Source organism: Pacificitalea manganoxidans (assembly GCF_002504165.1).
Classification (GTDB): domain Bacteria; phylum Pseudomonadota; class Alphaproteobacteria; order Rhodobacterales; family Rhodobacteraceae; genus Pacificitalea; species Pacificitalea manganoxidans.
Genome location: NZ_CP021405.1, coordinates 106,947 through 128,405, shown reverse-complemented (window position 1 = coordinate 128,405; position 21,459 = coordinate 106,947). Strand labels below are relative to the sequence as shown.

The following is a 21,459-nucleotide window of genomic DNA, read 5'->3' as shown; positions in this document are numbered from 1 at the left end:
ACGCGTTTCGTGGTCTGCTTGGCCCTATAGCTAGGAGGACCCCATGCGCATCGGATGCCCCAAAGAGATCAAGACCCACGAATACCGCGTTGGACTTACCCCCGAAAGTGCGGCCGAGCTGGTCGGGCGCGGGCACGAGGTGATCGTCGAACATGACGCCGGTGCCGGCATCGGCGCCGAGGATGCCGCCTATGAGGCCGTCGGCGCCCGGATCGCGGATGTCGAAACGGTCTTTGCCGAGGCCGAGATCGTGGTGAAGGTCAAAGAACCCCAAGCGGTGGAGCGCAAGCGCCTGCGCGCGGGTCAGACGCTCTACACCTATCTGCACCTCGCCCCCGATCTCGACCAGACCGAGGATCTGCTGGCCTCCGGCGCGACCTGCATCGCCTATGAAACCGTGACCGCGCCTGGTGGCGGGCTGCCGCTGCTGCGTCCGATGAGTCAGGTCGCGGGGCGGATGTCGGTGCAAGCGGGCGCGCATGCGCTGGAAAAGGCGCAGGGCGGGCGCGGCGTGCTCTTGGGCGGGGTGCCGGGCGTGTTGCCGGGCCGCGTCGTGGTGATCGGTGGCGGTGTCGTCGGGCGCAACGCGGCGGCGATGGCCGTGGGGCTGGGCGCGGATGTTACCGTGCTCGACCGGTCGCATGATGTGCTGGAGGATCTCGACGCGCAGTTCGGCGGACGGGTCAAAACGCTCTATTCCACCGCCACCAATCTGCGGCAGGAGGTCTGCGCCGCCGATCTGGTCATCGGCGCGGTGCTGATCCCCGGTGCCGCCGCGCCAAAGCTCGTCAAGCGTGAAATGCTGGGCGATATGCAGCCCGGCGCGGTGATCGTCGATGTGGCCATCGATCAGGGCGGCTGTTTCGAGACCTCCCGCGCTACGACCCATACCGATCCGACCTATATCGAGGAGGGCATCGTGCATTACTGCGTCGCCAACATGCCCGGCGGCGTGGCGCGCACCTCGACCTATGCGCTGAACAACGCGACCCTGCCGCATCTGCTGCGGCTCGCGGATCGCGGGGTAAAGGACGCGCTGGCCGCTGATCCGCATCTGTTGGCGGGGCTCAATGTGGCCGCCGGAAAACTGGCCTGCCCGCCGGTGGGCGAGGCGCAGAACCGCGACAGCCTGACCCCGGAACAGGCGCTTGACCTGATCTGATCCCCGCCTCTGATCCTCTCGCCTGATCCCGCAGCGGCGGGGTCAGGCCGTCACCCGGCTCAACAGCAGGCTGGTTTCGCTGTTGAGCACGCCGGGCACCTCGCGCACCGCATGCAGCACCCGGTCAAAGCTCACCAGACTGTCGGACCGGATCTCCACCACCAGATCCCATGCGCCATTGGTGGAATGGATCGTCGCCACTTCGGGGATCTTCTGTAACGTGCGGATCACGGTGCGCGACATCCGGCCCTGCAATTCAATCATCATGACCGCGCGCACCTCGCCCTCGACATCCACGTCGGTTTCGATGGTGAAGCGGCGAATGCGTCCCTGCGCCACCAGCACGTCCAGCCGCGTCCGCACCGTGCCCCGCGATGCGCCGACCTGATGCGCCAATTCGGTGATGCTGGCGCGCGCATTCTGCCGCAGCGCGGCGATCAGCCGCTGGTCCAGATCGGGGGCGGGGGCGACGCTATCGCTCATGCTTTGTCCATTTTGTCGGCCTGATCGATCATATTGCGCAATATTAGCCGCCATACCGACAAAATCCACAGTGATCTTGATCACGGCGCACGGGCATTCTGGGTGCAGACCTCCCGCAACGGACAGTTTCCATGACCCGAACTTGCACGATACTCGGCGCGCCGGTGCAGACCGGCACCGATCAGCCCGGCTGCGTGATGGGCCCTGCCGCCCTGCGCACGGCGGGCTTGCCACAGGCCCTGACGCAATTGGGCTGGCGGGTGGAGGATCGCGGCGATCTGGCGATCCCGGCCCAAACCGCCCTGCCCCATGACAACCCCGCCCTGCACCATCTGGCCGAAACCCGCGCGTGGACCGAACTGCTCGCCGCGCGGGCCGAGTCCGTGGCCGCCGAAACGGATTTGCCGATCTTCCTTGGCGGCGATCATTCGATGTCGGCAGGCACGATCAGCGGCATCAGCGCCCATGCCGCCCGCATCGGGCGTCCGCTGTTTGTGCTGTGGCTCGATGCGCATCCCGATTTCCACACGCCCGACACGACCGAAAGCGGCAATCTGCACGGCACGCCCGTGGCCTATGTCACCGGGCAGCCGGGGTTTGACGCGTTTCCCCCGCTGGCCCATGCGCTGCCCGCCGACCGGATCTGCATGATGGGCATCCGCTCCGTCGATCCGGCGGAACGCGCGCGGCTGGGACAGGCCGGGGTGGAGGTGCATGACATGCGCGCCATCGACGAGCGCGGCGTGCTGGCCCCGCTCAGCGCCTTTCTCGACCGGGTGCGCGCGGCGGATGGCTTGCTGCATCTCAGCTTCGATGTCGATTTCCTCGACCCCGCCATTGCCCCCGCCGTGGGCACCACGGTGCCCGGTGGCGCGACCTTCCGCGAGGCGCATCTGATCATGGAAGTGCTGCATGACAGCGGGCTCGTCACCTCGCTCGATCTGGTGGAGTTAAACCCGTTTCTGGATGAGCGCGGGCGCACCGCGACCCTGCTCACCGATCTTACCGCCAGCCTTTTCGGGCGGCGTGTGCTGGACCGTCCCACCCGTCCGCATGCGCAGCCGCATCCCCAAACCCCAGTTCATCGGAGCCTGTGATGACCACGCAACGCCCCCTCCCCTCCGCCCTCGCCTATGTGCCGTTCGTCAGCGTCGACAACATGATGCGTCTGGTAAATCATCTGGGCGCCGAAACCTTGCTGACCGAGCTTGCCGACTACATCGAGGCGGATTTCAAGCGCTGGCCGGAGTTCGACAAGACACCGCGCATCGCCAGCCATTCCGCCGATGGCGTGATCGAGCTGATGCCCACCGCCGACCGCGAGAACTACGGCTTCAAATACGTCAACGGCCACCCGGCCAACATGAAGCGCGGCTTTCAGACGGTCACCGCCTTTGGCGTGTTGTCCTCGGTCGCGAATGGCTACCCGGTGCTGTTGTCGGAAATGACGGTGCTGACGGCGCTGCGCACGGCGGCGACCTCGGCGCTGGTCGCACGCTACCTCGCGCCGCGCGACGCGACCGTGATGGCGATGATCGGCAATGGCGCGCAGTGCGAATTTCAGGCGATGGCCTTCCGCGCGATCTGCGGCATCACCGATCTGCGGCTCTATGACATAGACCCCGCCGCCACCGACAAGGCCGCGCGCAATCTGGAGGCCGAAGGCTTTGCCGTCACCCGCTGTGCCTCGGGGGAGGAGGCCGTGCAGGGCGCGCAGATCATCACCACCTGCACCGCGGACAAACAATACGCCACGATCCTGACCGACAACATGGTCGGCGCGGGCGTGCATATCAACGCCATCGGCGGCGATTGCCCGGGCAAGACCGAATTGCACGCCGACATCCTGCGCCGGTCCGACATTTTCGTGGAATACCCCGAACAGACCCGGATCGAGGGCGAGATCCAGCAGCTGGACCCCGACCACCCGGTGACCGAGCTGTGGCAGGTCATGCGCGGCGAGGCCGAGGGCCGTCGCGAGCCGCGCCAGATCACGCTGTTCGATTCCGTGGGCTTCGCGATCGAGGATTTCAGCGCCCTGCGCTATGTCTCCGACCTGGTGCGCGACACGGCGTTTTTCGAGCCGCTCGACATGCTCGCCGATCCCGACGATCCGCGCGACCTGTTCGGGATGCTGCGCCGCGCGGTGGACTAAGCGCCGCAGGCTGCGGGGTCGGGGGTAGTCCCCCCGCCCCGCTCACCCGGCGCAGGAGGGGGCAGGCGCGCTGTCATCGCGGCGCATCAGACTGCCATCGGCCAATGCGGCCCGCGCCACCGCCTCTGCCGAGGCCAGCGCAAACCGGGTCGCGGCATGGATGCGCAGCAACGGCGTGCCCGGTGCCAACGTCGCGCCCGGCCCCACCAGCAGATCGACCCCCGCAGTCGGTTCGCGCGGTGCCCCTGCGGCCCGCGCCGAGCCCGATACCGCCCGCACACCAAACCCGATCAGCCGCCCCGCACCCGTGGCGGTGATCTCGGCGGTGTAGGGCGCGGGCGGCGGCGGAGTTTCGGCCAGCAGCCCCTGCGCCGCGGCGATGCGGTGCAGTTGCTCCAGCGCGCGCCCCTCGTCGAGGCAGGCGCGGGCGGCGTCAGCGGCCTCCGCCGCCCCCATGCCCGCAGCCCAATGCAGGATCTCGGCGGCGTAACGCAGCGCCTTGTCCCGCAGATCGGTCGGCGCGTCAGGGCGGCCTTCCAGCACCGCGAAAACGTCGCGCATCTCCAGCACCGGGCCGACGCCCCGCCCCACGGGGCCGGTGCCATCGGTCTGCATCACCTTCAGCGACAGGCCGACACCCTCGGCGACGGTGGTGAACAGATCCGCCAGGTCCTGCGCATCGGCGGCATCGCGGGTCTTGGCCTCCGGACCCACCGGCATGTCGATCAGCACATGGGTCGATCCGGCGGCGAGCTTCTTTGACAGGATCGACGACACATCGAGCCGGGTGGACCGCAGCCCCAGCGGGCGGTTGATCGCGTTCATCACCTGATCGACCGGCGAATGGGTCAGCCGTCCGTTCCATGCGATGCAGCCGCCCGTTTCCGTGACGCAGGCGTGCAGTTCATCGGGGGTCAGATCGACGCGGGCGATCACCTCCATCGCGTCGGCAGTGCCGGCGGCCGATGTGATCGCGCGCGACGAGGTTTTCGGCATCGTCAGCCCCAGCGCGGTGACGATGGGAATGATGATCGGCGTGATGCGGTTGCCCGGAATGCCGCCCATCGAATGTTTGTCGACGACGATCTCTCCCGGCCAGCTTTGCCGGGCGGCGCGGGCGGCGCGGGCGCGGGTCAGGGCGATCACCTCGGGTGCCGCCAGATCGCGCGAGGCGGCGACAAGGAACCCCGCCAGTTCGGCCTCCGAATAGCGGCCCGCCACCATATCGCCCACCACGGCGTCGATCTCGGCATCCGACAGGGTGCCGCCCGCCACTTTGCGCTGCAAAATCGCGCGGCTCTCGGGCGACGGCGCGGCGGCCAGCACCAGCGGATCACCGGGGGCAAGCATCAGCCGTTCCATCAGGGCCGGGCTCAGCGCCGCGACCTCCGCAGGCTCGGACTGTCCCAGCGGCGCGCGCAGCACGCCCAATTCCGCCACCGCCCGCGCACCGTTAGGGGCAAGGATCTCGACCCGGCCACTGGCTGCGGTCAGCCCCGCCGTGGCGGGATGGATATCCGACAGCAGGCACAGCGCCCGCGCGCCCAGATCGACCCGCGCGGGTCGGGCGCAGAACCGCGGCGCCGCCGCCCCCATCACCGCCTCGACAAAGGCGCGGACGCCTTCTGCCGGGCTGCGGTCATTGAGGATACGGATCACGGCCCCCGACCCGTCGGGCACCGTCGCGGCGCGGGCCAGCCTGCGCGCGATCTGGTCCGGCGCTTCGCGGCCCCGCGCGCGCAGCCGGGCGGCGACGACCTCGGGCGAGGCATCGATCAGCAGGGTCAGCGTATCGGGCCAGACCGCGCGGATCTGGGGGATCACCGCGCGGCTGACATTGACGATGACATGGGTGCCTTCCTCCAGCCAGCGCCGCACCACGACCGGAATACCGTAGCGCAGCCCATGCGCGTCCCAATGGTGCAAAAACGCCCCGCGCTGGCGCATCTGTTCGAATTCCGGCTCGGTGACGGGGTGGTAATCCTCGCCGCCCGCCTCCGGGTCACGGGTGATGACGCGGCGGGCAAAGGCATAGGCCCGCAGCCCGTCCAGCGCTGCCCGCGCCCCGTCAATCAGCGTGTCCTTGCCCACCCCTGACGGCCCGGCGACAAGGATCAGCGAGCCCTTCGGCAAATGGTCGGAGCTGGTCTGCGCTACGGTCCCGGTCATGGCTCAGACGTCGTCCAGACCGATATCGACGCAAGGCGCGCTTTGCGTGATGCGCCCGACGGAGATGAAATCAACCCCGGTTTCGGCCTTGCCCCGGATGGTGTCGAGCCGCACGCCGCCCGAACATTCCAGCGGCACCCGCCCGGCGACCAGCGCCACCGCCTCGCGCATTGCGTCATTGGTCATGTTGTCGAGCATGATGACATCGGCCCCGGCCTCCAGCGCCTCGGACACCTGCTCCACCCGGTCGCATTCGACCTCGATCTTGGTCAGGATCGGCGCATGTGCCTTGGCCCGCGCCACCGCCGCGCTGATCGAGCCTGCAACCGCGATGTGGTTGTCCTTCAGCATGATCCCGTTATCGAGCCCCAGCCGGTGATTGCGCCCGCCGCCGCAGGTGACCGCGTATTTCTCCAGCATCCGCAGGCCCGGCGTGGTTTTGCGGGTATCGACCAGAAACGCGCCGGTGCCCTCGATCTCGCGCACATACTCGGCGGTGGTGCCCGCGATGCCGCACATGCGCTGCATCAGGTTCAGCGCCACGCGCTCCGCCGTCAGCAGCGCCTGGGCGTTGCCTTCGATGGTGGCGAATGTCACGCCCGCCTCTAGCCGCTCGCCATCGCGGGCGCTGGCGGTAAAGGTGCAGGCCGGATCGAGCCGCTTGAAAATCCGTTCCGCGATGGTGATGCCGGAAATCACGACCTCCTCGCGGGTGTTCATCCCGAATTTCGCAACCGCATCGTCATCGACCATGATCTTGGCGGTCAGGTCGAAATAGTTGTTGTCCTCGTCGAACCACAGGTCGATCAGCGTGTCGATCTTGCGCAGGTCAATAAGCATTGGAGTCCTTTTCCTTCAAAGAGGCCGGCGCGGGAGCGTCCCGCGGGCCGAGGCGCGATGCGCCGACGAGTGCGACAAGCGCGATTAATCCGATGATCTTCGCCCCGGCCCATGGCAGGATCAGCGCGATGCCGGTGGCAAACAGGACCGGCCCGATCAGCCGCCGCCACGGGCGCGCCCGGTCCCGGCCCAGTTCCAGCGAAACGGCGATGGCGATGCAGGCGATGATGACCGAAGCCGCGCCCACCGCATTGCCCAGACTGTCCAGCGGCGCCAGCACGCCGGGATTGGCGATGAAGGCAAACGGCATCAGGAACGCGGTCACCGCCAGCCGCATGGCGATCACCGAGATCACCAGCGGATTGGCCCCCGATATCGCCGCCGCCGCATAGGACGCCACCGCCACCGGCGGGGTCATGGCGGAAATCACCGCGAAATAGAGCAGGAACAGATGCGCGCCCATCACCGGCAGGTCGAGTTCGTTGACCAGCGTCGGCCCCACCAGCACCGCGGCCAGCACATAGGCCGAGGGCGTCGGCATCCCGAGCCCGAGGATGATCGTCACCACCGCCGACAGCACGAGGATGAAAAACGTCGTATCGCCCGCCAGCGCGAACGCCATGTAGCTGAATTTCGACGCAAGCCCGGTCATGGTGATGCCGCCCACGACCAGCCCCGCCGCCGCGCAGGCGCCGGTGACGCCGATCATGCGGATCGCGCTTTCGGCCAGCGCGTCGATAGTGCCGCTCAGCCCCAGCCGGGTGCGGCGGCGAAACAGCGCCACGAACCAGACCAGCCCGGCGGCGACCACCGCCGTCATCGTCGGCGAATAGCCCATCACCAGCATCGCGGTCAGCCCGCCCAGCGGGATCAGGAATTGCCAGCCCGCGCGCAGCGTCTCACCCACGCTGGGCACCGTGTCCCGGTCAAGCGGCGGCAGATCCAGCGCGACGGAGCGCAGATGCACCTGCAAAAACACGCCGACATAATACAGCACCGCAGGCAACAGCGCCGCGACGATGATCTCCAGATAGGACAGCCCCGTCACCTCGGCCATGATGAACGCGGCCGACCCCATGACCGGCGGCAACAGCGACCCGCCGGTGGAGGCCGCGACCTCGACCCCGCCTGCGAGCGCGGGTTTGTAACCCAGCTTCTTCATCATCGGGATGGTGATGGACCCGGTCGCCACGACGTCCGAGGTGGGCGATCCCGACATGGTCCCGAACAGCGCCGAGGATACGACCGCCACCTTTGCCGGCCCGCCCGGAGAGCGCCCCGACACCGCCGCCGCCAGCCCGAAGAAGAAATCCCCCCCGCCCGCGCGCTCCAGAAACGTGCCGAACAGCACGAAGAGGAACGCATAGGTCGCGGCCACCCGCACCGGCGTGCCGAACAGCCCGTCGGAGGTGTAGACGTTGATATCGACGAAATGCATCACTGTGATCAGCCCGTGCCCCATCGGCCCGTCGATCAGATGCCCCCACAGGTTATAGGCGATGAAGCTCAGCACCAGCACCGCCAGAAACAGCCCCACGGTGCGGCGAGTGATCTCCAGCGTCAGCACGATGATGATCGAGGCGAACAGGAATTGATGCCAATTCAGCGCGTCGAACAGCGAAATCCGGGTCGCCGTTTCGGGGATATGGGCGATGAAATAGACCGCGCTCGCCCCCGCCAGCGATGACAACACCCAGTCCAGCCATGAGGGGCGGTGCGGATCGGCCCCCGACCGCGCCCCTACCAGCAGGAAGGACGGCACAAGGATCAGGCACAGAAAGATGATCGTCAGCGCCAGCGCATCGAGCCGGGCAAACGTCGCCGCCCATAGCACCCAGACCGTCAGCGACGCGCAATAGAGCCGCATGGGCCACACCAGCCAGCCCTGCACCTGCCGCCGGGGCGAGGTCAGAAACAGCGCCGCAAAGGCCCGCGCGGCGCGCGATCGCAGCGGCATCGGCGTGGCGCGGTGCTGACGCTCGGCGCGGCTCGCAGGGGCGCGCGGCGGAAGAGAACTAGGGTCGGGTGCTGGGGCCATCGGTGGATCCAATCGGCAAGGCTGCCAAGATATGCTGTGTCGGCGTCACGACATCGCCGAGAAGGTGCAGAAACCGGCCCCCGCCGCAGATCGGTCCGGGGTGGATGCCCGCCGGGGGCATCACATGCGCGCCGATGCACGGCGGCGGGGGCAGGCTCATAATCGCGGGCTCAGACCCCACACTGCCGCGCATCGGATCGGTCGGGCCGGTCGGATGCGGGCGCAGGCGGGGCCTGAACCTTGGCGCTTTACTGGGTGATGCCCATCGCCTCGGCCGCAGCCGGGTGATAGGGCAGCACATCGAACGACGCCGCGAAGTCTGCGGTATAGGCGCCCATCGCCCCATGCACTTCGGCGATCTTGTCGGCGTGATCGCGGATCGCACCGGCCACCAGCTTGATCGTTTCCGGGTCGGCATCCTCGGCGGCGACCAGCAGCGCCCGCGCGCCAAAAGTCTTCACGTCGTGGTCGAGCCAGTCATAGGCGCCCGCCTCGATCGTGACCTCTTCGGAGCCATACCGCTCCACCATGTCCGCGATGACCTCGTCAGGCACCGACAGCAGCGTCACATCGCGGGCATTGGCGATGGCGTTGACTGCGCCTGTGCCCACGAAAGTCGCGTTGGCCCACATATCGGCCTTGCGGTCCTGCATCACTTCGGCTGCACCGGAGGACCCCTCGTATTGGACATTGCCGCCGAACCCTTCGAGCGCCTCGTAATCCAGCCCGACAGCTTTCAACGATTCCTCGGCAAGGATCGCGGGCAGAATACCGGCGCGGTTCGACACGAACGACATCGGCGCTTCCGCTGGTGCGATATCGGCGATGGAGGAAATGCTGTATTTATCCGCGAATTCCTTGCCCATCAGCCAGTGCATCGGCGCCTTGTCATACATCAGCGCGACCGTAGCGATGCCGCCGGTCGGCTCCTTGAACGGGGCGTCGCCCCGCTCCGCGATGATCACCTCGCCCGCATGGACGATGGCCAAATCGCAGGCGCCGGATTTCAGCTGAACGATATTGGCGAACCCGCCGGAGGAGGTCTGATAGGTCACGGTGCTGCCGGGATCGGCCTCGCGCACGGCAGCGTCGAGCCCGACACCCAGCAGGCTCCACAACCCGCCCGGCGACGCGCCGCACAGGGTCAGGTTCGCGGCCTGCGCGGCCACGGGGGTAAACAACGGTGCCGCCGCGGCCAGCGCGGCTATGGTCAATGCACGGATCTGTCTGGTCATGGTTCTGGTTTCCCTGTTGGTCGTTTTTTGGTGGTTTATTATTGTTAGTTTACGAACGAAAAAGCGGTTTGGCAAAACTTCTTTCCCTTGGGTCAGCACTGAAAATGCTGGTCTGCCGGATTTTTCAGCAAGGTGCCAGAGCCCGATCCCGCGCCAAGGCACACCTGCGCCCGTCCGGCCGCGAATCGCCCCGGCGGCGTGCCAGCGCCGGTCAGATCGGCCCCGGCCCGGCCCCTGTCACCGCGAAACCGCATTGTGATGGGCAACTGCCGTAACGCCACTGGAACCCGGCGCGCCCGAACCCTAGACTTGGCGGAATTTCGCTCCATCCTGTGCCCGCCCGCCCCGGAGCCCTTCGGAGCCCCGCCAATCCGGCCTGCACCGCCCTTCTTGTCAATGGACCCTTCGCCCGCATGTCCGCAACCGCCCCTCCCCTGACCCGGTCCGGTCCCCCGCTTGCCGAAACGCGGGCCGAGGATCTGATGGCCTGCACCGAATGCGATGCGCTTTACCGCAATGGCACCCCCGCCAATGGTCAACGGGCCGTCTGCGCCCGCTGCGGTCATGTGCTGGCCGCGCCCCGGCGCAAGGCCGGGATGCAGATCATCATGCTCGCGGTGACAGTGTTGGTGCTGGCGATCGGGGCGGCGTTTTTCCCCTTTCTGCGGATCGAGGCGGCGGGCTTGGGCAATTCCGTGTCGCTGATCGACGCGATCCTCGTCTTTACCGGCGGGCGTCTGGCGATCCTTGCCGTCGCGATGGCGGCCTTTGTCCTTGTGATCCCCGCCGCGCGCATGCTGCTGCTCATCTATGTGATCGGGCCGCTGGTGTTTGACCGCCCGCCCGCGCGACAGGCCCGCCGCGCCTATCGGCTGGCCGAAAAACTGCGCCCGTGGTCCATGGCTGAAATCTTTGCCATCGGCTGCGCCGTCAGTCTCGTAAAGGTCGCGGATTTGGCGCGGGTGGAGTTCGGACCCGCGTTCTGGATGTTCGCCGCGCTGGTGGTTATCGCTTTGATTCAGGAAAGATTCATCTGTAGCTGGTCTGTATGGCATTCACTGAACACGAGCACCGGACGCTGACCGCGCGCCGCGCCGGGCTTCTCGCCTGTCGCCGCTGTGCCCGTGTGTGGCCGGCGGGCACGGATCGGTGTGGGCTGTGCCATACCCGGCTGGTGTCGCGCGATCCCCATAGCCTGCAGAAAGTCTGGGCGTGGTGGGTCGCGGGGCTGCTGTGCTATTTCCCGGCCAATCTCTACCCGATGCTGCGCACACGCACCCTGTTTCAGGTCTCCGAAGACACGATCATCGGCGGCGCAGTCGAACTCGCCCATCATGGCGCCTATGGCATCGCCGCCGTCATCCTGATCGCCTCGGTCCTGATCCCGGTGTCGAAATTTATCGCCATCGCCTATCTCGCCTTTTCCGTCCGGCGCGGACACCGCCTGCCCCCGCATCAGCGGCAGGTGCTCTACGAGGTGGTGGAATATATCGGGCGCTGGTCGATGGTGGACGTCTTCGTCGTTGCGATCCTTGCGTCGCTGGTGCATCTGGGCTCGGTCGCGTCGGTTCAGCCCGGCCCCGCGAGCCTGACCTTCGCCCTCTCGGTGATCTTTACAATGTTATCCGCGCAAAGTTTCGATCCACGGCTGATCTGGGACGGCACCGCGCCCGCCCCCGAGGACGCCGCGCAACCGCCCGGCGCGACCCAGACCGAAACGACGCCCGCCGCATCGACCGCCACACCCGACACGAGCGCCGACACTGATACCGACACCGTGACGAACACGCACACCGACAGTGCCGCCGATACCGCCGCCCCGCCCTACGCCATCGCCCAGCCGGAGCCCCGCTCATGACCGACACGCCGCCAGACCTGCCGATCGCCGAGGGCCACCGCTCGATCTGGTCGCGGATCTCGATCGTCTGGCTGATCCCCGTGATCGCGCTTGCGATCGCGCTTGGCGTCGCGTGGCAGAACTACTCCAACAAGGGCCCGCTCATCGAAATCGTCTTCGACAGCGCCAGCGGCGTGAAGGAGGGCGAAACCGAACTGCGCTACCGCGAGGTGACCGTCGGCATCGTGGAGGAGGTTGGGTTCTCCTCCGAGTTGGATAAGGTAAAGGTCTCCGTGCGGATCGGGCCCGAGATCGCCGATTTTGTCGACCGCGAAGCGCGGTTCTGGGTCGTCCAGCCCGAGGTTTCGGCCCGTGGGGTCACCGGCCTGACGACCGTGCTGTCCGGCGTATATATCGAAGGCGCGTGGGACGACAAACCCGGTGGCCTCGCGGTGGAGCATGAGGGCCTGTCGACCGCGCCGCTGCTGCGCGCCGGTCAGGACGGCCTGACGATCCAGCTGCGCGCCCAACCCGGAAGCTCGCTCTCCCGCGGCACCCCGATCCTGTTCAAGGGCATCGAGGTCGGCCAGATTGGTGAGCCGCAGATCCTCACCGGGGGGGTCGCGACCGCCGCCGAAGCAGTGGTCTACGCGCCGTATTCCAGCCTGATCTCCACCAATACCCGGTTCTGGGACACGACGGGGTTCAGCTTCTCCATTGGGCCGGGTGGGGCGGAGCTGAATTTCTCCTCCCTCGCCTCGCTCATTTCCGGGGGGGTCGCGTTCGACACCGTCGTATCCGGTGGCGAAGCGGTGCCCGAGGGCAGCCAATTCGACCTCTACCCCGACGAAGGCAGCGCGCGGACCTCGATCTTTAACCGTGACGAAGGCCAGACCGTCAATTTCGCCGTGATCTTCGACGATAATGTCAGCGGCCTTGCCTCCGGCGCGGCGGTGGAATTGCGCGGCGTCCAGATCGGCGAGGTCGAGAACGTCAACGGCATCGTCGACCGCGAGCGGTTTGGCGACGACCGCGTGCGTCTGCTGGCCACCCTCTCCCTGCGGCCTGCGCGACTGGGGCTTGAAAGCGACGAACGCGCCGAGGATTTCCTGTCCGATCGGGTCGCCGCGGGCCTTCGCGCCCGGCTTGCCAGCGCGTCGATTCTCACCGGTGGCCTGAAGGTGGAACTCATCCTGACGCCCGAGGCCGAACCCGCCGCGCTCGATATGGAATTTGATCCCTATCCGCTGCTGCCCACGACCGAAAACGACATCTCCGATGTCTCCGCCACCGCCGAAGGCGTGTTCCAGCGGATCAACGAACTCCCGATCGAGGAGCTGATCGGCTCTGCCATTGGGTTCCTCAATTCCGCCACCGCACTGGTTTCGGATGAAAAACTGCGTCAGGTGCCCGCCGATGTATCCAATCTTCTGGGCGATGTGCGCGGCATCGTCGGATCGGAGGAGGTGCAGGCCCTGCCTGCGCAGCTTGCCTCTGTCATGACCGAAATCGAGGGTGTCTCTGCCGATCTGCGCGCCGTGGTTCAGGACCTGAACGAAGCCGAGGCCGTCGATCGCCTGCTCGCCGCCGTCGACAACGCCGCCCAGGCCGCGCAATCCGTCACCGACAGCACCGAAGGCGTGCCTGCGCTGATCGACCGGGTCAACGCCATCGCCACAAATGTCGAAGAGCTGCCCCTCGAACGCCTGGTGACCGAATTGTCCGACCTTGCCGAGACCGCTGACCGCGTTCTTGGCTCCGAGGAGACCGAGGATCTGCTTGTCGCGCTCGAAGGCGCGCTGACCGAGGGCGAGGCCATGCTGGCCGAGATCCGTCAGGGCGGCAGTGTCGAAAACCTTAATGCGGCGCTTGCCTCCGCGGGCGATGCCGCCCGCGCCGTCGAGGTTGCTGCCGGTGATCTGCCCGCCTTGGTCCGCCGCATGGATGTCCTGCTGGGTGACGCCCAGACCACCCTGCGCGGCTTCGACAGCGATTCCGAACTGAACCGCACGGCCCGCGCCGCCGCGCGGGAGGTCGAAAAGGCCGCGCAGGCCATCGAAAGCCTTGCGCGGACCCTTGCGCGCCGCCCGAATTCCATCATTCTGGGGCGCTGAATGAACCCGTTTGCCCCGCGTCCCGGCGCCACGGACCCGACGCCAACTGCCGTGCTGATCGCTGCGTGGGCGCGTTTGGCCAATCAGCGTAGCGCGGCGCGCCATCCGCTTAGCATTAAGCCGTCGCTTATCGCTGGCACCACTCATGGAGCGCGGGACGCCGCGCAACTGTCCCACCGCACCGACCGCCGCCCGGCCCACAGGGACGCGACACAGCAAGGATATGAAATGCAGAATTTTCAACATGCGTTCAGCCACTTCCTCACCTCCTTGCCACTGTTGGTCCGCTCCGCCCGCGCGGCTATCACCAACTTGCCGCGCCCTGAGCGCGCGCCCCGGCGTGGGGCATCGCCGATAGCCGTAACGGCATCGGCTTCCCGCACGCCAAGCTTCGGGCGCGCCCTGCGCCGCGGCGGGCTTGCTGCAACTGCGACGCTTGCCCTTGCCGCATGCGGCGAAGATCCCCTGCGCTACGCCACGCCGCCCGCAGCCACGCAGGCGCGTCAGCCCATCGCTTATTCCCGCGTCGGCATTCGCGAGGTGTCCCTACCCACCTATGCGGCGTTGGAAGAAATCACCGTGGTTCAGCCAGACGGCGCGCTTTCTTCCACGCCCGACAGCCTGTGGGCCGATGACCCCGCGCGCGAAGTGACCCTATCGGTCACCCGGACACTGAGCCAGGCGACAGGCGCCACCGTCGCCGCCGAGCCGTGGCCCTTTCGCGATGTGCCTGACGCAACGGTCGATATCCGCATCGAGCGTATGTTGGCCGAGGCCGATGGCCGCTTCCGCCTCGCCGGGCAATACTATGTCGCGCCGGAGGCTTTCGGTTCGCCCGAACGCTCCCGCCTCTTTGACCTGGCGGTGCCCTATGTCGCCGGAGGTGGCTACAGCGCCATCGCCGCCGCCCGCGCCCAGGCAATCACCGATCTTGCCTTGCTGATCGCACGCGAAGGGCTTCGCTAAGGCACTTACGCTTTAGCAGATCATCCCCGTGGGCCGGTCGGAATGGCGCCAACATTCATCGGCTTAACTCTCGCGTGATCCCGGAGCGGCGGCGCATGGGACGCGCGATCCCACATCTGAACATACGCCTCGGCCCAACGCGCGCCGTCAAATCGCGTCACGTTGCGATAGCCGTTAGTTACCAGGCGCGCCCGTAACGCCGGCTGCCCCAGCACGCGCTTCGCCGCCTTTGCCAGCCCTTCGATGTCGTCGGGCGGGCACAGCAGCGCCCCCTCCCCCGCAACCTCGGGTAAGCTCCCCCGGTCCGAGCATATGACAGGAAGCCCGGCGGCCTGAGCCTCGATCACCGGCAGTCCAAAGCCCTCCGAAAGCGACGGGAAAAGCAACAGGTTAGCCGCGGCATACAGGGCGCTCAGATCCTCTGCCGTTGCCTGCGGGACGACAAAAACCCCTGCGCCGCTGTCCTCCGGCGTTGCCCCCACTAACACAAGGCGGGTTTCGGGACGATCCTTTCGCAGCCGGGCCAAGACCTGCCTTACAGCGCTGCGGTTTTTGTAAAAATTCCGTCCGATATGCAGCAACAATGGCGCGTCTGCCGGAATACCCAGACGCATCCGCATCTGTTCCCCCGCGCCCGCCTGCGCAACCGCCAGCGGCTGCACCTGCGCATTGTGGATCACCTCTACCCGTTCGGGCGCGAGCGGAACGAGCCTCAACAGATCCGTCCGGGTGGCCGCGCTGACACAGATGATCCGGTCACACCGCGGCAGGAGGTGGCGCAGTCGCGCCAGATACCAATTCCGTGCAGCACCCGCCGGGCGCCCCGGCAGCTCCCCCCGCGCGGCGAGATGCGGGATCATGTCGTGGACGGTCACGATCACGCGCCGCGCGGTGAGATACGGCAGATAAATCAGGTTGCCGGGATCGACGATATGAAGCGTGTCGACCGGCCTGATGACACCCCGCGCCCCGAGGACCAAGGGCGCGACCGCGAATCGATCCACATTGTTCGCTAACCGTCGCAACCGATGGTCACGCGGAATCCGCGTCATCGGCGCGCCGATCCACGACGGTGGCACCATATACTCTACGGGCAGTCCAGCGCGGTCCGCGACGTCATGCAACGCGCGTCCATAGCCCAGCATCGACGGTTGGTCGGCTGCCGGTGCATTGCCTAGGATCGTCAGTTCCGTCATGGCGAAGCCTCGAATAATCAGGGTTCGCAACTGTTCTTCCACGGCAGGAGTAAAGAGCAGGTTAAAGTTGCCGCGAATTTGACGGATCGCGGCTTGCACCGGGCGCGGCGGAGCCTCAAATTCAGGCCCGAAGGAGCCAATAATGCCAAAGTTTCCAAGCCCCTGCATCGGTGTCTGCAAGTTCAAGCGCGAGGGTCATTGCATCGGGTGTTCGATGACGAAAACCCAAAAATCGATGGGAAAAAAACTTAAAAAGCCCAAGGAACGCGCCGCTTTCCTGCAATTGGTCATGGCCCAGCAGGAGGTCATGGGGCGCTATACCCATTGGCGGCTGGCGTTTGGACGTCGGTGCGAAAAAAAGGGACTGAAAGTGCCGAAACTTCGCGGCGATTAAGGGCTTTTTTACACTTGGGCTGCCATACCTTCAGGACGGCGCCCTGAAACACAAAACGGCCGAGGTTTCCCCCGGCCGTCCGCTCTAACTGTTACGTCGCGCTTACTGGAGATGGGCGCGCAACATCCATGCGAATTTCTCGTGGACCTGACCGCGTGCGATGCACAGGTCTTCGGTCAGGGTATCGCCATGCTCAGCCGCCAATTCCCCGGCGCCGTGCACAGTGGATGCGAGGGTTTCCTGCGCCTCAAGCATCTTGGCGATCATGGTCTTGGCGTCTGCTTCGCCTTCGAATTCGCTGACCTTGGACCGTGCGATCATCCCGGCAAGCGTGCCTTCGGCGAAAACGGCAAGCGCGCGAATCCGCTCGGCCAGATCATCCTGCGCGGTGAAGTGATCTTCGTAGATCTCCTGAAACAGCGCGTGCAACGGACCAAAGGACATGCCCGTGACATTCCAATGGAAGTTCTGGGCAAGCATCGTCGTCACGGCGGTTTCGGCAACGGATTGGTTCAGCGCCTCGGCGATGGCTTCGCGGGCGGTGGGAGAGAGGGCAACTGCGGTCTGGGACATGAATGACACCTTTCGATCAAGGACGTTAGCTGGCAACCGGCTGGCTTGTTGCAACAGCATATAAGGCGGATCCGGAGGGGCTCAACCCCTCTTTAGAATAATTCTAAATCCGACGACAGCAGTCGGGAATTACACGCCGTGGTCTGCCGCGGCAGAGCTGAGCCGCGCCAGTTCCGCGGCGAGAAACCCCATATTCCGGCGGTGCATCGGCACAACGCGGGACCGAAGAAGGAAGGAGAAACTATCGGCGTCCTCCCGCTCCGCAGCGGCGGCAAGACGCAGCAACCACGCCTCGTCAAAGGACAGATCGGCGCAGCCCGCGCGGTATAGAACGGGAGTCGAGCCAAGCGCCTGCGGCAGACACCGGGCGATGCCGTCGCTGACCGCACGCAGGGACCGGCTGCGGTCCCGTGACAGCATCGCGCAGGCCTCGAACATATCCGCACGCCCGCCCGAACGGGCCCGCATGGCGGCACTGCGGATTTCGTTCAAACGCGCAGCCGCCCCAGGCGCGAGCGCAATCGACGGACGCGGGGCGTGGCGCTGATCGCGCGGCTGGCCCACTTGGGGCACAAGGTCCATCCGCGGCGCAGGGTGAGCTTGGGCAGGGGTCGGAGACATGGGCGAGACTCGCTTCGGTCGAATTCCCGATCAATATAGTCAGAAAGGAAGGAGGTGAAAGGCCCAACGCGATCACACTATCAGTCGTGACCGATTTCAGCAGGTTCGGCGCATGTCAGCGGGGCATATCCGGCGGCGGTGCCAGCCTGTTTTGGTCATCGATGACGCGCAGGCTGACATCTGTCCCCGTCCCGCGCCAAAGCACCATATTCAGATCATCAGCCCCCGCGCCCCGGGCATAGCTGCGCACGATCATGCCGGAATGCCCGGCCTCCAGCAGCCTGCGGGCGAAGGCTTGGGTCGGGGCCTCGCCCTTGCGCAGCATCGCGTCACGCCAGCCGGGATCGGCCAGATCGGCACCGGTGAGCCCATGTTGTGCCAGCGCGGCGTCATCGCGCGTGTCGAACAGGTTGCTGATACGGGCCTCGATCGCGATGAGCGTCGTCGGTTGCAGATGCCCGATTTGGTTGGCCTCGCGCAGCGCCGTGGGCAGGCTCATCGCGACATAAAGCGCCCCCATCCCGCGCGGATTGAACCGCCCGCCGTGAAGCGCGGCCCCCCGCCCGGATAGCGGCTCGGCCGCGTAAACCGGGTTCAGCGCGCGATAGAGCAGGCCGGTATAGTTCATGCCTCAGGAAAAAACGCCGGCATCGACCGCGTCGATATAGTCCATCACGTCCCCGGCGCGCCCATCCCGAACCAGCTGCATCGCCGTCAGCCCGGAAAATCCCGGCAGCGGTTCGGAGCGATACCACGCATAGGCCATCAGGGCAGAGCCAAACCGCGGCTCGGTCCGGTTAAGGATTTCCGCCATTTCGCGCAGGCGGCGCTGGGTTTTATCCGAACTCAGACGATCCTTGCGCTGCACCGCGTCGCGGCCCAGACCGACCGTCCGCGCCACCTCGGCCGAGGTGGTGCGCAGAGCCGCCGCGATTTTCTGCGGCAGAAATAGACCATCATCGGAATATTGCGTCAGGGCCATCGCGAGGATCTCCGGGTTCAGCGCGACATGCGCCACTTATAGTGACGCAATATAGGGTCAACCGATGCGCGGATCAAGGGCGCGCCGGGTGGGGCGCGCCCCGACAGCGGTCAATGGCCGGAGTGGTCCATGTCATGCCCGCCGTGACCGGCGGTGTCACCGACAGCGGCGCGCTCTTCCACCACGAACTCCACCTCGACGGCCCCGGCCTGCTCGAAAATCAGCGTGGCGGGCACCTGCATGCCCGGCTCAAACGGGGTCTCCAGCCCCATGAACATGATGTGCAGACCGCCCGGCGCCATGTTCACCGTGGCCCCCGCCGGAATGTCGAGCCGGGGCGTCGCGGACATCTGCGCCATGCCGTCGCGATCCTCGGTGCGGTGCACGGCAACCTTCGGGAAATCGGCCTCGACCGCGATCAGCGTGTCGGTCGCGTCGCCCGTATTGGTAATCGCAACATAGCCCGCGCCGGTCCGCGCGGCGCCGATGGAGGCGGCGATATAGGGGTGATCGATATGCAGCGCACCTGCGGTGAATTCATGGGCAGAGGCCCAGACCGGCAGCAGCGTCGCGGCGGCGAGGGTGAGGAATGTGTGTTTCAAGGGTCGTCCTTTCATCTCCGGCCACGCAGATGTGCCCGGTGCCCGCAGCGGCGGGTCAATTCGGTTAAACGTCTGAATTGAAATGTCAGGTGACCGGCGGCGCGCGCGGTCCGGGGCGCAGATAGGCGCGATCCCGCTGCGGCGCCGCCGCGACGGGGATCGTCCTCGCGATGATGCGGCGCGTGCGGGCAAAGCCGTCGGGCGCGGTCTGGCCCAGATCGGCCAGCGCATGCACGGCCCCACAGGGCAGATCATGGGCCACGCGCCGGGGCGTGCCCTCCGCATCGAGCGTGATCACATCCAGCCCATGCCCCGTGCAGATCACCATCTGCACCACACCGGGCACGGCACTGGCCAGCACTGCCGCGCCTTTCGGTGCCAGCAGCCCTGCCATCAGGCACAGGATGATCAAAACGCGGGGGATCAGGCCCACAGGGGAAACTCCGGTCTGCCAGGTGTCGCGGACGCGCGGACCCTAGCAGACCGCTTTGGCGGGGACGAGCGCGCGCAGTGTCGCGCCCCGTCCGCTCATTTCGTCAAGATCAGCTTCTGCGCGCGGGTGATCCGCAAAGTATAGACCTGATCGTTCAGCGTCAGATGCATGACCCGGTTGCCCTCCATCAGATCGGCCACATCGACACGGGCCAGATCGGGCTCGGGCGGGGCGCTGCTGCGCGGGGCGGGGTAGGCGGCGACAGGCTGGTTTGGGGACAGATAGCTCATGCCCGGATCTCCGTGCTGGGGGTATGGGATGGCGGGGTCGGCAGGCGGGCGCCTCCGGCCTCGATGTAGTCGAACAGCGCTTCGAGCAGGCCGGTCTGCGCGCCGAAACGCGGCAGCCCCCGGTCATGCGCAAGGTCGCTCAGCCGCAGCGAGGCCAAGGCGGAATCGGTCCGCGCGGAGCGGGTCGGTGCCGGCGGCGTTGGCGCGCGGACCAGCCCAAGGGTCAGAAAAGGCGTCGTTTTGGACATCTAGGGTATCCCCCGTGCAAGTGTCGCGATGCTGGCTCTTACGGCTGCTGATTCAATCCTGACTATTTTGATTGGTTATTGCAACAGCTTTCTCAGCACCCCCCGCCCCCGCGCCCGTTCACCGCCTGCCCTGCGGTGCCCGGTTTGGGCGGAACCCCGCCGGTTGCGCGGCCCTCGGGCGGTCTGGCCGCAGCGATGGCGCGCTCTGGCGTGTGCGCCGCTTGCAGCCTATGGAGAACCCCGCCACGCTACCCCGGCACACCGCCACCGTTTCAGCCCGGAGCCCTTGATGTTCTCGCTACCCGCTTCCCTGCCGCCGCTGCCCCCGGTGCCCGATGCTCTCTTGCCGATGCTCGAATTTTTGCAACAAGGCGGGCCGGTGATCTGGGCGCTTGCGGCGCTGTCGGTGCTGACCGTGGCGCTGATCCTGTGGAAGTGGCTGGACCTGCTGTTTCTGGGTGCATGGACGGGCCATCGCCGGGCGCGCCGCGCGGTCGATCTGTGGCAGGCCGGCAAACCGGCTGAGGCCCTGACCCGGCTGGGCCGTCGGGGCGGCCTGCGCGCCCGCGTGGCCCGCGCCGCGATGACCGCGATCCGCGATCCGCAGATGTCCGAGCCTGCCGCCCGCGAGGAGACCGAGCGCACCGCCCGCGCCGCCCTGCGCGATGCCGCAGGCGGGTTGCGCGCGCTGGACCTGATCGCCACCATCGCGCCGCTGCTGGGCCTGCTGGGCACGGTGCTGGGCATGATCGCGGCGTTCCAGACCCTTCAGGACGCGGGCAGCGATCCCGATCCCGCCGCGCTGGCCGGGGGGATCTGGGAGGCGCTCTTGACCACCGCGGGCGGCATGGCCGTGGCGATCCCGGCCTCCGTCGCGGGAACGTGGTTCGAGTCGGTCGTCGACCGCCTGCGCCACCAATCCGAAGACATCGCCACCCGCATCTTTATCCGCCAGCCGCCGCTGATCCTGTCGGCCCAGCATGCGGTCAGCCCCGCCGCGCCGCGCACTACGCCTGCCGCCGATCCGGCCGATCCGACGCCGCTGGCCGACCGCAGCGATGCCGCCCAGCCGGTGCGCCCCAGCCGCCCCGCGCAACTCGCCCCGCGCCCGACGGAATAGC

Annotated in this window: 22 protein-coding genes and 1 pseudogene; 9 read left to right on the top strand and 14 right to left on the bottom strand. The window is 66.8% G+C overall.

Annotated elements, in window-relative coordinates; all coding sequences use genetic code 11:
• Window positions 1-43: 43 nt before the first annotated feature.
• Window positions 44-1,162: an alanine dehydrogenase gene (gene ald / locus CBW24_RS15800; protein WP_097374352.1), complete on the top strand. Its 1,119-nt coding sequence runs from the start codon at window positions 44-46 to the stop codon at window positions 1,160-1,162.
• Between the two features lie 42 nt (window positions 1,163-1,204).
• Here ald and CBW24_RS15795 read toward each other — a convergent pair whose 3' ends face one another.
• Window positions 1,205-1,645: an Lrp/AsnC family transcriptional regulator gene (locus tag CBW24_RS15795; RefSeq protein ID WP_232530334.1), complete on the bottom strand. Its 441-nt coding sequence runs from the start codon at window positions 1,643-1,645 to the stop codon at window positions 1,205-1,207.
• A 131-nt stretch (window positions 1,646-1,776) separates the two neighbouring features.
• On the opposite strand from CBW24_RS15795, the gene rocF reads away from it, so the two are divergent.
• Window positions 1,777-2,742 (top strand): arginase, encoded by a 966-nt coding sequence (gene rocF, locus CBW24_RS15790; RefSeq protein ID WP_097374351.1) that lies wholly within the window; start codon window positions 1,777-1,779, stop codon window positions 2,740-2,742.
• A complete protein-coding gene (locus CBW24_RS15785) occupies window positions 2,742-3,800 on the top strand; it encodes an ornithine cyclodeaminase (protein WP_097374350.1) in 1,059 nt (352 codons plus the stop codon). Before rocF ends, CBW24_RS15785 begins: the two co-directional genes overlap by 1 nt.
• Window positions 3,801-3,842: 42 nt before the next feature.
• On the opposite strand, the gene phnN is transcribed toward CBW24_RS15785, so the two are convergent.
• The 4 genes from phnN to CBW24_RS15765 form a co-directional block, all read right to left on the bottom strand.
• Complete coding sequence (phnN, locus tag CBW24_RS15780; RefSeq protein WP_097374349.1) at window positions 3,843-5,969, bottom strand: phosphonate metabolism protein/1,5-bisphosphokinase (PRPP-forming) PhnN; 2,127 nt, start codon at window positions 5,967-5,969, stop codon at window positions 3,843-3,845.
• Between the two features lie 3 nt (window positions 5,970-5,972).
• Window positions 5,973-6,809: a carboxylating nicotinate-nucleotide diphosphorylase gene (gene nadC / locus CBW24_RS15775; protein WP_097374348.1), complete on the bottom strand. Its 837-nt coding sequence runs from the start codon at window positions 6,807-6,809 to the stop codon at window positions 5,973-5,975.
• Window positions 6,799-8,766: a TRAP transporter permease gene (locus CBW24_RS15770; protein ID WP_097374347.1), complete on the bottom strand. Its 1,968-nt coding sequence runs from the start codon at window positions 8,764-8,766 to the stop codon at window positions 6,799-6,801. Before CBW24_RS15770 ends, nadC begins: the two co-directional genes overlap by 11 nt.
• A 329-nt stretch (window positions 8,767-9,095) precedes the next feature.
• Window positions 9,096-10,082: a TAXI family TRAP transporter solute-binding subunit gene (locus tag CBW24_RS15765; protein WP_097374346.1), complete on the bottom strand. Its 987-nt coding sequence runs from the start codon at window positions 10,080-10,082 to the stop codon at window positions 9,096-9,098.
• A gap of 413 nt (window positions 10,083-10,495) precedes the next feature.
• On the opposite strand from CBW24_RS15765, the gene CBW24_RS15760 reads away from it, so the two are divergent.
• From CBW24_RS15760 to CBW24_RS15745, 4 genes and pseudogenes are all read left to right on the top strand, one after another.
• On the top strand, window positions 10,496-11,164 hold the full coding sequence (locus CBW24_RS15760; protein WP_088664227.1) for a paraquat-inducible protein A: 669 nt from the start codon (window positions 10,496-10,498) through the stop codon (window positions 11,162-11,164).
• A pseudogene (locus CBW24_RS15755) lies at window positions 11,131-11,751 on the top strand (paraquat-inducible protein A); the annotation flags it as partial. The gene CBW24_RS15760 and the pseudogene CBW24_RS15755, both read left to right, overlap by 34 nt.
• A gap of 185 nt (window positions 11,752-11,936) precedes the next feature.
• The gene (locus CBW24_RS15750; RefSeq protein ID WP_097374344.1) at window positions 11,937-14,033 is read left to right on the top strand and encodes a PqiB family protein; all 2,097 of its coding nucleotides are present in this window, start codon (window positions 11,937-11,939) and stop codon (window positions 14,031-14,033) included.
• A 228-nt stretch (window positions 14,034-14,261) separates the two neighbouring features.
• A complete protein-coding gene (locus CBW24_RS15745) occupies window positions 14,262-14,999 on the top strand; it encodes a PqiC family protein (RefSeq protein WP_097374343.1) in 738 nt (245 codons plus the stop codon).
• Between the two features lie 20 nt (window positions 15,000-15,019).
• On the opposite strand, the gene CBW24_RS15740 is transcribed toward CBW24_RS15745, so the two are convergent.
• The gene (locus CBW24_RS15740) at window positions 15,020-16,381 is read right to left on the bottom strand and encodes a glycosyltransferase family 4 protein (RefSeq protein WP_232530333.1); all 1,362 of its coding nucleotides are present in this window, start codon (window positions 16,379-16,381) and stop codon (window positions 15,020-15,022) included.
• Between the two features lie 28 nt (window positions 16,382-16,409).
• On the opposite strand from CBW24_RS15740, the gene CBW24_RS15735 reads away from it, so the two are divergent.
• Complete coding sequence (locus CBW24_RS15735) at window positions 16,410-16,589, top strand: hypothetical protein (protein WP_309765587.1); 180 nt, start codon at window positions 16,410-16,412, stop codon at window positions 16,587-16,589.
• A 102-nt stretch (window positions 16,590-16,691) separates the two neighbouring features.
• Here CBW24_RS15735 and CBW24_RS15730 read toward each other — a convergent pair whose 3' ends face one another.
• The 8 genes from CBW24_RS15730 to CBW24_RS15695 form a co-directional block, all read right to left on the bottom strand.
• Complete coding sequence (locus CBW24_RS15730; RefSeq protein ID WP_088664232.1) at window positions 16,692-17,162, bottom strand: Dps family protein; 471 nt, start codon at window positions 17,160-17,162, stop codon at window positions 16,692-16,694.
• A 129-nt stretch (window positions 17,163-17,291) separates the two neighbouring features.
• Window positions 17,292-17,783, bottom strand: a complete 492-nt coding sequence (locus CBW24_RS15725; protein WP_157773248.1) for a hypothetical protein — start codon at window positions 17,781-17,783, stop codon at window positions 17,292-17,294.
• A 115-nt stretch (window positions 17,784-17,898) separates the two neighbouring features.
• Window positions 17,899-18,411: an RES family NAD+ phosphorylase gene (locus CBW24_RS15720; RefSeq protein ID WP_097374340.1), complete on the bottom strand. Its 513-nt coding sequence runs from the start codon at window positions 18,409-18,411 to the stop codon at window positions 17,899-17,901.
• A gap of 3 nt (window positions 18,412-18,414) precedes the next feature.
• Complete coding sequence (locus CBW24_RS15715) at window positions 18,415-18,765, bottom strand: antitoxin Xre/MbcA/ParS toxin-binding domain-containing protein (protein WP_097374339.1); 351 nt, start codon at window positions 18,763-18,765, stop codon at window positions 18,415-18,417.
• Window positions 18,766-18,875: 110 nt separating this feature from the next.
• The gene (locus CBW24_RS15710) at window positions 18,876-19,367 is read right to left on the bottom strand and encodes a copper chaperone PCu(A)C (protein WP_232530332.1); all 492 of its coding nucleotides are present in this window, start codon (window positions 19,365-19,367) and stop codon (window positions 18,876-18,878) included.
• Between the two features lie 85 nt (window positions 19,368-19,452).
• Complete coding sequence (locus CBW24_RS15705) at window positions 19,453-19,800, bottom strand: hypothetical protein (RefSeq protein ID WP_097374337.1); 348 nt, start codon at window positions 19,798-19,800, stop codon at window positions 19,453-19,455.
• Window positions 19,801-19,895: 95 nt separating this feature from the next.
• Window positions 19,896-20,090 (bottom strand): hemin uptake protein HemP, encoded by a 195-nt coding sequence (gene hemP / locus CBW24_RS15700; RefSeq protein ID WP_097374336.1) that lies wholly within the window; start codon window positions 20,088-20,090, stop codon window positions 19,896-19,898.
• Window positions 20,087-20,338 carry a hypothetical protein gene (locus CBW24_RS15695; RefSeq protein ID WP_097374335.1) on the bottom strand — a complete coding sequence of 84 codons (252 nt, stop codon included), beginning with the start codon at window positions 20,336-20,338 and terminating at the stop codon, window positions 20,087-20,089. Before CBW24_RS15695 ends, hemP begins: the two co-directional genes overlap by 4 nt.
• A 289-nt stretch (window positions 20,339-20,627) precedes the next feature.
• Here CBW24_RS15695 and CBW24_RS15690 point away from each other — a divergent pair, with 289 nt between their 5' ends.
• Window positions 20,628-21,458, top strand: a complete 831-nt coding sequence (locus CBW24_RS15690) for a MotA/TolQ/ExbB proton channel family protein (RefSeq protein WP_232530331.1) — start codon at window positions 20,628-20,630, stop codon at window positions 21,456-21,458.
• Window position 21,459: the final 1 nt, after the last annotated feature.